The sequence below is a fragment of the Escherichia sp. E10V10 genome (genome assembly GCF_004211985.1).
GTDB lineage: Bacteria > Pseudomonadota > Gammaproteobacteria > Enterobacterales > Enterobacteriaceae > Escherichia.
The window spans coordinates 1-6,610 of sequence record NZ_RHJO01000040.1 but is presented as its reverse complement, the minus strand read 5'-3'; the positions used below and the strand labels follow the sequence as shown (position 1 = coordinate 6,610).

Here is a 6,610-nt window from a genome sequence, read left to right as displayed (position 1 = left end):
CCTGCGCGACCTGTTCGACATCTTTAATATCAACCGCCATCGTATTTCTCCTGATTAGAAGTTCAGATTTTTCAGTGCATTCAGTGCAGAGCCCACATCCTCAGCGTCGCGCAGGGACAGTGCGCCATAGCCCCCGGCCATGAATGCTTTGGCCTGGGTACGGGAGAGTCCGACATCACGCAGGACTCTTTCGATTTTTTTCTGTTCGGGGATTTCCCCGCGGGCCAGTGCGTTCTTGACGTCGCTGATCCGCGCCTCGTCGTTAGACGGGAATGTCACCAGACTGACTTCCCAGAGGTCGATTTCTTTCAGCAGAAAGGCTTCTTTGCTCCGGTCGTATTCCCAGTCTTTCAGGACGTACCCAATAGAAAGGCCGGTTAACGAACCGGCCTTCATGTGTGCATGTGCGCGTTTTGCCAGGGGATCATCATCAATGAGCAACCGCCCCCTGACGTAAAGCCCGACATCGTCTTCCTTCATTTCGGTGTAAACACCGATGGGCTCATCCATGCGGTGCTGCCAGAGCAGCGCAGGTAACGCTTTTCTGTCACTCCACGCCCGCAGGGAAGCGGCAAATGCCCCTGACATCACCACATCATCGTGGCTGTCCTTTACACCAAAGACGGAGCCATACCCTTCAAACTCACCGGAGTCACTGACAGATTTCAGACTCAGCGGTACATCAAGACGTTGTTTCGTCTGCATTGGCGTTATCCTTCTGCTTACCGGCTTTACTGCCATCGGAGGGTTTCGTGGTCATGTTCATCGGTGTGAGATAGACATCACCACCGGGACGCGGATTCATATCTTCCAGGTCGCGGCAGTCATTGGGAGAGTAAATTCCCCAATTGATCCCGGTAGCGTAGGCTTCAAAACGGGACTTCATATCCCCGCGCAGTAAGGCCCCGGCGTTAAATTTGGCGTAATAAACGCCCTGCTTACTTTTTCGTACCAGTCCGGTGTTGATCCGCTGCTCAATGCGGGTCAGATACGGCACCAGTGAATAGTTGATAAATCCCAGCCCCAGCTCTTCGATATTGTTGAAGGTGGCGCGATCGGTGTTCTGCACCATGTGCAATGGCACCCGGAACAGACGACAGATTTCTTCAAGCTGAAACTTGCGGGTTTCCAGGAACTGGCTGTCCTCGGCGTTCAGCGCCATCGACTTCCAGTCCAGCCCCATCTCAAGGATCATCGGGCGGTGAGCATTGCCAAGCCCGGTGTGACGCTCCTCAAAATCTTTCTTCAGGCGCTCGTAAGCCTGATCTGACAGCGTCTGCTCTGTACGCAACACACCCGACGTCACCGCACCATTGCTGAACAGTCTGGCCCCGTGCTCTTCGGTCGCTGCCGCCAGCGATATTGCCTCGCGGGCATAGGCGATGGGATTCAGCCCCACCAGTCCGTCCAGCGTCAGCGTGCGCACATGCCAGATATCTTCCTGGCTCAGCACATCCGTGGAGCCGTCCGGGAATGTGACCTGATAGACCGGCTCCCAGCTACTGTTAAGCTTCGGTACCACACAGCCGGGATCGACGGGTAGCAGTTCAGCCACTTCGCCAAATGCTTTCACTTTGTAGGCGTAAAAGTTTCCCCGCAGGCACAGACAGGTGACCACCAGCTCCCAGAACTCCTGCGGCGTCATATAGCCATTGGGATGCGTGGAAATCAGCTTATGCAGACGTTCGCCGGTGGCTCTCTGTTTCAGGTTGCCGTTCAGGTGATACAGGTTGCAGGGCAACATCCCGACCGACTCTGCCAGCACCCTGACGCAGGAAAAAACCGCCGTCAGTCGCATGGCCCGCTGACTGCTGATCTGCTTTCCGGTATAGGTGTCGTAGGACAACCCGATGGCATCCGCCAGCTCTGCTGGCGTGGTCACCGGTGCGTCACTTTTTCGTTGAAATAATCCCGAAAAGAACACTATTTACCTCCGCCGACAGACGGCTGTGTACGGTCGAGATATCGCGCCACCAGCCACGACCAGAACAGGCACAACGCCCCGGCAACAACAAACCCCGCCGGGGGATAAATCAGCCAGGCACCATACGCCAGCAAAAGCGCCCCCAGCACGCCCACCAGAGGCGCGAGAATCAGCATGATCATAATTACCTCAGTTAAAGCGAGCGGATCCCATAGGACTCAATGTGGTCAGACAGCGTGTCTTCTTTCTCGTACAGCATGGCTCTGCCAACCGCCATAATCAGCGCAACTGCACCGTCAATTTTGTTTTCCGCCTGCTCTTTGACGGGCTTCACCACATCATCGTTACCCGGAATGGTTTTGCCGACCACGTTGCCAATACACCAGGTCATGATGGGATTGCCATCATGATGAAAGCGCCCCGATTCAATTGCCGCTTCCAGCTCTTTCATCGGGTCGGACATGTTGGTGTAGTTCTGAATGATAGTGATGGGGTTCAGGTCTTCATCAGCAAGGTCATGTGAGAGCCCGGTCGCCCCGAAGGGGTCGATGGGTGACTCGCTGACCGGGCTGATTTTGTTCGCCGCTTTGGCCTCCTCGAGGATGTAGCGATAATCCACCTCCGCACCATCGGTAACGGTCAGAACGCCCATTTCCACCCATTTCTGAAAGCGTTCGGCTGTCCGTCGATCTTCATTTTTCTCGACGCTGTACACCGTGTCATACGGTACCCAGAAACGCGGGGCCACACTGTAGTAATGCGTTTTACCGTCAATCTCGCGGGTATAAAGTCGCGCCATGCTGTTCATATCCAGCTTACGCGCCAGGTCAAAGGCCAGAATGCACGGCTGCCCCTCGAACTGCTCAAGGGTCAGTGATTTATCCTCGCAGCTCTGCCAGCTCACCAGGTTGAAATACGCCGAACGCGCCGACACCCAGATATTGAGGTGTTTTGTTTTAAAGACGTTTGCCAGACGGGCGTTATTTTTCGCACGCTGCTGCTGACTTAACAAAAATTCGCGATAAACCGACACGCCAATATTTGGATTGGCTTTTTCCAGCACCTGCGGGTCGGTCCAGTCGTCACCTTCATCAACGGTATAGATGATCCCGAACAGTTCATCGTTAGGCACCGAGCCGTTGAGCATCTCGATGACTTCCCGCCGTTTGTCGTAGCACGGCCCCTCAATGTTGTACCCGGCGGTAGTGATAGCCCACATCAGTGGCTGACGTCGCGCCCCCATCCCGGTAAGCATCGTGGTGTAAAGCGCATCTGTGGCGTGCTCGTGATATTCATCCACCACCGCACAGTGGGGTGATGAACCATCACCGGGGTTACCAATCAGCGGTTCAAACCGCGCCCCATCCTCCGGACGGTTCATGTTTGAGGCGTTAACCTCAATCCCGAACGCTTCCGTCAGCATGGGTGTGCGTTTACACATCAGTCGCGCCGGGCGAAAGACTTCCCACGCCTGTTTCTCTGTCGTGGCACCGGAATACACTTCCGCGCCAAACTCGTTATCACAGGCAAAACAATACAGGGCAACACCGGCAGAGATTGCCGATTTGCCGTTCTTACGGGGGATTTCGGTATACACCTCCCGGAAGCGGCGCAGCCGGGAGCCTTTATTGACCCAGCCAAACGCGCAGCAGATCACAAAGAGCTGCCACGGCTCCAGCGTGATGGGCATCCGTTTAAATGCCCACTCACCCTTGGTGTGCGGCAACAGCTGAATAAATTTGGCGGCCCGTTCAGCCAGATCCTTGTCGAAGCGGTAACGAAACGACTTACTTTTTTCCGCCATCAGGTCGTCAAGATGGCGCTGGCAGGCCTGAATCACAAACTGGCAGGCCACAATCTTTCCGCGCACGACATCCCGGGCATACTGATTGGCAGCATTTACGTTGGGGTAAGATTTCCGGCTCATGACTCGATAATTTTCAGAAACGGGTTAGTGGCTTTCTTCTTCCCCGCCAGGCCAATCAGACGCTGGCGGCTGCTGGGGTCGAGTCCGAGCATTGCCCCCGTACTGCTCATCTCGGACTCCTGTTCTTTTTTGGCGGTCAGCTCCGGATTTTTGACCATGCCGCCCATTGCACCGGTGATGGTGTTGCCCTGTCTGGCAATATTTTTCACGGCACGTCGCCAGAACTCATAGGCCACGCACCACCGCTCAAGCACTGCGAGGTCAGTCACGCACAGCAGGCCCTGACCGCAGAGTTCTTTGGTTGTCAGTTGCCACATGATCGTGGCGAGAGGAAGCTCTTCTTCAGCGAACCACTCCGGTGGCTCAACACCTTTGATGGGCGTAAAAACGGGTTCATCTTTGTTCAGGGCTCGCTTGCCGGGGTTTCCGGCCAGCGCCTTGCGCGCCGTTGGCTTGGGGCGACGCCCGGAACGCCCCGCCGTTCCAGCCATATGCGGCACTCCTGGTTAAATTTCATTTTTCGCGGGTATAAAAAAACGATGGGGCGGGCAGTCCGGAAGACGTCAGGTCACAGAGATTTGACCCGCCCCTCCCCTCAGACAGTTGAGAGTTATTATCACTTAAGCCGTTCACGGGCCGTCTTCGCCTTATGGCACGGCCAGCACAGACTCTGCATATTACTGTCGGCATCAGTGCCACCATGTGCTTTAGGGATGATGTGGTCAACGGTTTTCGCTTCACGCGCCACACCAGCACGCAGACATAACTGACACAGGCCTTTGTCACGTTGCAGCACACGCACACGGATAACATCCCACTTAGAACCATAACCGCGCTGATGACGGGATTGTCCAGGTTTGTATTGCTTCCAGCCTTCGCTTTTGTGGCTTTCGCAGTAGCCTGAAGGGTCCGTGGTTGTAGAGCGGCAGCCGCGAACACGGCAGGCTTTTGGGGTTCGTGGGGGCATCCAATCACCTCTTAAATTATTACTATAGTTCTATCTATAACTTCGCAAATAAAAATACCGGAGAACTAATCATCAAAAAAGATAATTAGTTCAACCAGCATTAATAATATGGAATATCCAGACAATCTATTTCATTTTAAATCTATATATAACATTTTCCCTGCAAGCAAGGCCAATTCTGATTTAAAACCCTTTCCGGCCAAGAAAGCCATTTGAAGTTCTCGTAAATTATCCATGGTTTTAGAAATATCATCATTTGAGTTAGATGATAGATAAATATTGCACCTAGATTGCAATTCATTAAAGGCTCTGATAATCAACTTTCTATTAACATAACCTTCATCATTTTCTAAATTCTTTGGCATAGAAATCAAAGTATTATTATACTCAATGATAGCATCCATCAATTTCAATTTTTTGTCTTCATTATACTGTTTTTTCCATTGCCCTAATGCGAGAAAACCCACAATCCCTGCGAACAAAGTAACTCCAATACTCGCCAGACTCACAAGAGCAGAAAATTTAGCCCAAAATGCAGCATCTCTGTTAGCTACAAGAGTTTCATAAGCAATATAAGTAGCGTCCATTTACACCTCACTTTATTTTAGAGGTGATTATAGCAAATTACATTCAATCAGGGCTGTACAGTTTTTTATCAATTATACTTCGCCATCTCGCTATTATATAACAATATCTTTACATATTGATGGCGTGCCAGCACAATACTGTCACGTACAACCATTCGGATTACTCAGAGAAAAGTATGATTCAGGATTTACTGATCGAAGCAATTAGTCACGATAGGATGCATAAAAAGTTAAATGAACTGAATTGCTACTTCTACAATCGCAAACATGAAACACAAATACGTGATGAGTTAGTTGTTATAATCAATCAAATCAGCACACTAACTGCTTTAAGTGAGCATCCAAAACTCGGTATCGGCGCTGTTGACATATCACTTTATAACCAGTCGATATTGACGCCTGAACATAATGGCAATGTTGCAACCATCGAGATAAAACATCATTACCCAAAAGATTTGCTTTATCGGCAGGTTCAAGAAGATATCACTTCCGATATTTCAAGAGTAATAGTTTCACCAACTACACACTTTATCCATATAATCCAGCAAAGAACCAGAATTAAAACTCCTTCTTTTGGTCAAGTGAAATTCCTTGAACGTGATGCAAGTGATATCAGCACTTATGTGCAATATCTTGAGGAGCTAAGTTCATTTCCCAGTAATTTTCATAAAAAAAGTGTATGTATTGAGGTAATTGGTGAAATTATGTCGACATATACCTTTAACGTATATTCATTTGACAACTGATTAAACTGTCAATTTTATTGCTTAATGGTTAGTTCTCTCTGAATCTATTTTACGAATGTCAGCTTTATCTCGATTGCAGTTAGCCAGCGCAGACAACAGACTCACATTCAACTCCAGACTAGCACCATACGTCAGCGGATTAGGTATAAACGGTACAGGAGTATCAGAAGTCAGGCTGGCTGGCAGTGGTGCCACCGGAGCGCTCACGTAAACCGTCCGCGAATTTCCGCAACCGGTCAGCAGCGGCAGCAGGCACATGACGTGAAGCACAATCATCATCCGTAACAGCCACTTTGATATCTTCCTGGGTTCTCTGTGACTCCAGTGCGATCTGCTGTTTTGCATGCTGGTTAGCCTCCAGAACTGTATTGACGATTTGTAGTGATTGCAGGACGTTATTGGTAATGGCAGTTGCTGATTCAGCATTTCGTACAGCCTCATCAGCACGTTTCTTTTCGT

At 50.5% G+C, this 6,610-nt stretch carries 10 protein-coding genes; 1 reads left to right on the top strand and 9 read right to left on the bottom strand.

Annotation, left to right across the window (positions count from 1 at the left end; genetic code table 11):
* Nucleotides 1–54: 54 nt before the first annotated feature.
* The 7 genes from D9736_RS22715 to D9736_RS22685 form a co-directional block, all read right to left on the bottom strand.
* Nucleotides 55–705, bottom strand: coding sequence for an HK97 family phage prohead protease (locus D9736_RS22715; protein WP_001193631.1), 651 nt, complete (start codon nucleotides 703–705; stop codon nucleotides 55–57).
* Complete coding sequence (locus D9736_RS22710) at nucleotides 683–1,924, bottom strand: phage portal protein (RefSeq protein ID WP_001560816.1); 1,242 nt, start codon at nucleotides 1,922–1,924, stop codon at nucleotides 683–685. The genes D9736_RS22715 and D9736_RS22710 overlap by 23 nt, the downstream gene beginning before the upstream one ends.
* A complete protein-coding gene (gene ymfR, locus D9736_RS22705) occupies nucleotides 1,924–2,106 on the bottom strand; it encodes a protein YmfR (protein WP_000605605.1) in 183 nt (60 codons plus the stop codon). Before ymfR ends, D9736_RS22710 begins: the two co-directional genes overlap by 1 nt.
* An 11-nt stretch (nucleotides 2,107–2,117) precedes the next feature.
* Nucleotides 2,118–3,851: a terminase large subunit gene (locus D9736_RS22700; protein WP_000088150.1), complete on the bottom strand. Its 1,734-nt coding sequence runs from the start codon at nucleotides 3,849–3,851 to the stop codon at nucleotides 2,118–2,120.
* Entirely contained in the window at nucleotides 3,848–4,342 is a 495-nt protein-coding gene (locus tag D9736_RS22695) for a phage terminase small subunit P27 family (protein ID WP_001560815.1), read from the bottom strand. The genes D9736_RS22700 and D9736_RS22695 overlap by 4 nt, the downstream gene beginning before the upstream one ends.
* Nucleotides 4,343–4,467: 125 nt before the next feature.
* The gene (locus D9736_RS22690; RefSeq protein WP_001135223.1) at nucleotides 4,468–4,818 is read right to left on the bottom strand and encodes an HNH endonuclease signature motif containing protein; all 351 of its coding nucleotides are present in this window, start codon (nucleotides 4,816–4,818) and stop codon (nucleotides 4,468–4,470) included.
* A 131-nt stretch (nucleotides 4,819–4,949) separates the two neighbouring features.
* On the bottom strand, nucleotides 4,950–5,405 hold the full coding sequence (locus D9736_RS22685) for a hypothetical protein (protein WP_000340221.1): 456 nt from the start codon (nucleotides 5,403–5,405) through the stop codon (nucleotides 4,950–4,952).
* A gap of 176 nt (nucleotides 5,406–5,581) precedes the next feature.
* Between D9736_RS22685 and D9736_RS22680 the strand changes: the two genes are divergently transcribed.
* Complete coding sequence (locus D9736_RS22680; RefSeq protein WP_089583262.1) at nucleotides 5,582–6,151, top strand: hypothetical protein; 570 nt, start codon at nucleotides 5,582–5,584, stop codon at nucleotides 6,149–6,151.
* A gap of 21 nt (nucleotides 6,152–6,172) precedes the next feature.
* On the opposite strand, the gene D9736_RS23685 is transcribed toward D9736_RS22680, so the two are convergent.
* Both D9736_RS23685 and D9736_RS22670 read right to left on the bottom strand, forming a co-directional pair.
* The gene (locus tag D9736_RS23685) at nucleotides 6,173–6,430 is read right to left on the bottom strand and encodes a peptidase (protein WP_122992028.1); all 258 of its coding nucleotides are present in this window, start codon (nucleotides 6,428–6,430) and stop codon (nucleotides 6,173–6,175) included.
* Nucleotides 6,315–6,610: DUF2570 domain-containing protein (locus D9736_RS22670; RefSeq protein WP_130259230.1), on the bottom strand; the 296-nt coding region annotated here is incomplete at its 5' end. The genes D9736_RS22670 and D9736_RS23685, both read right to left, overlap by 116 nt.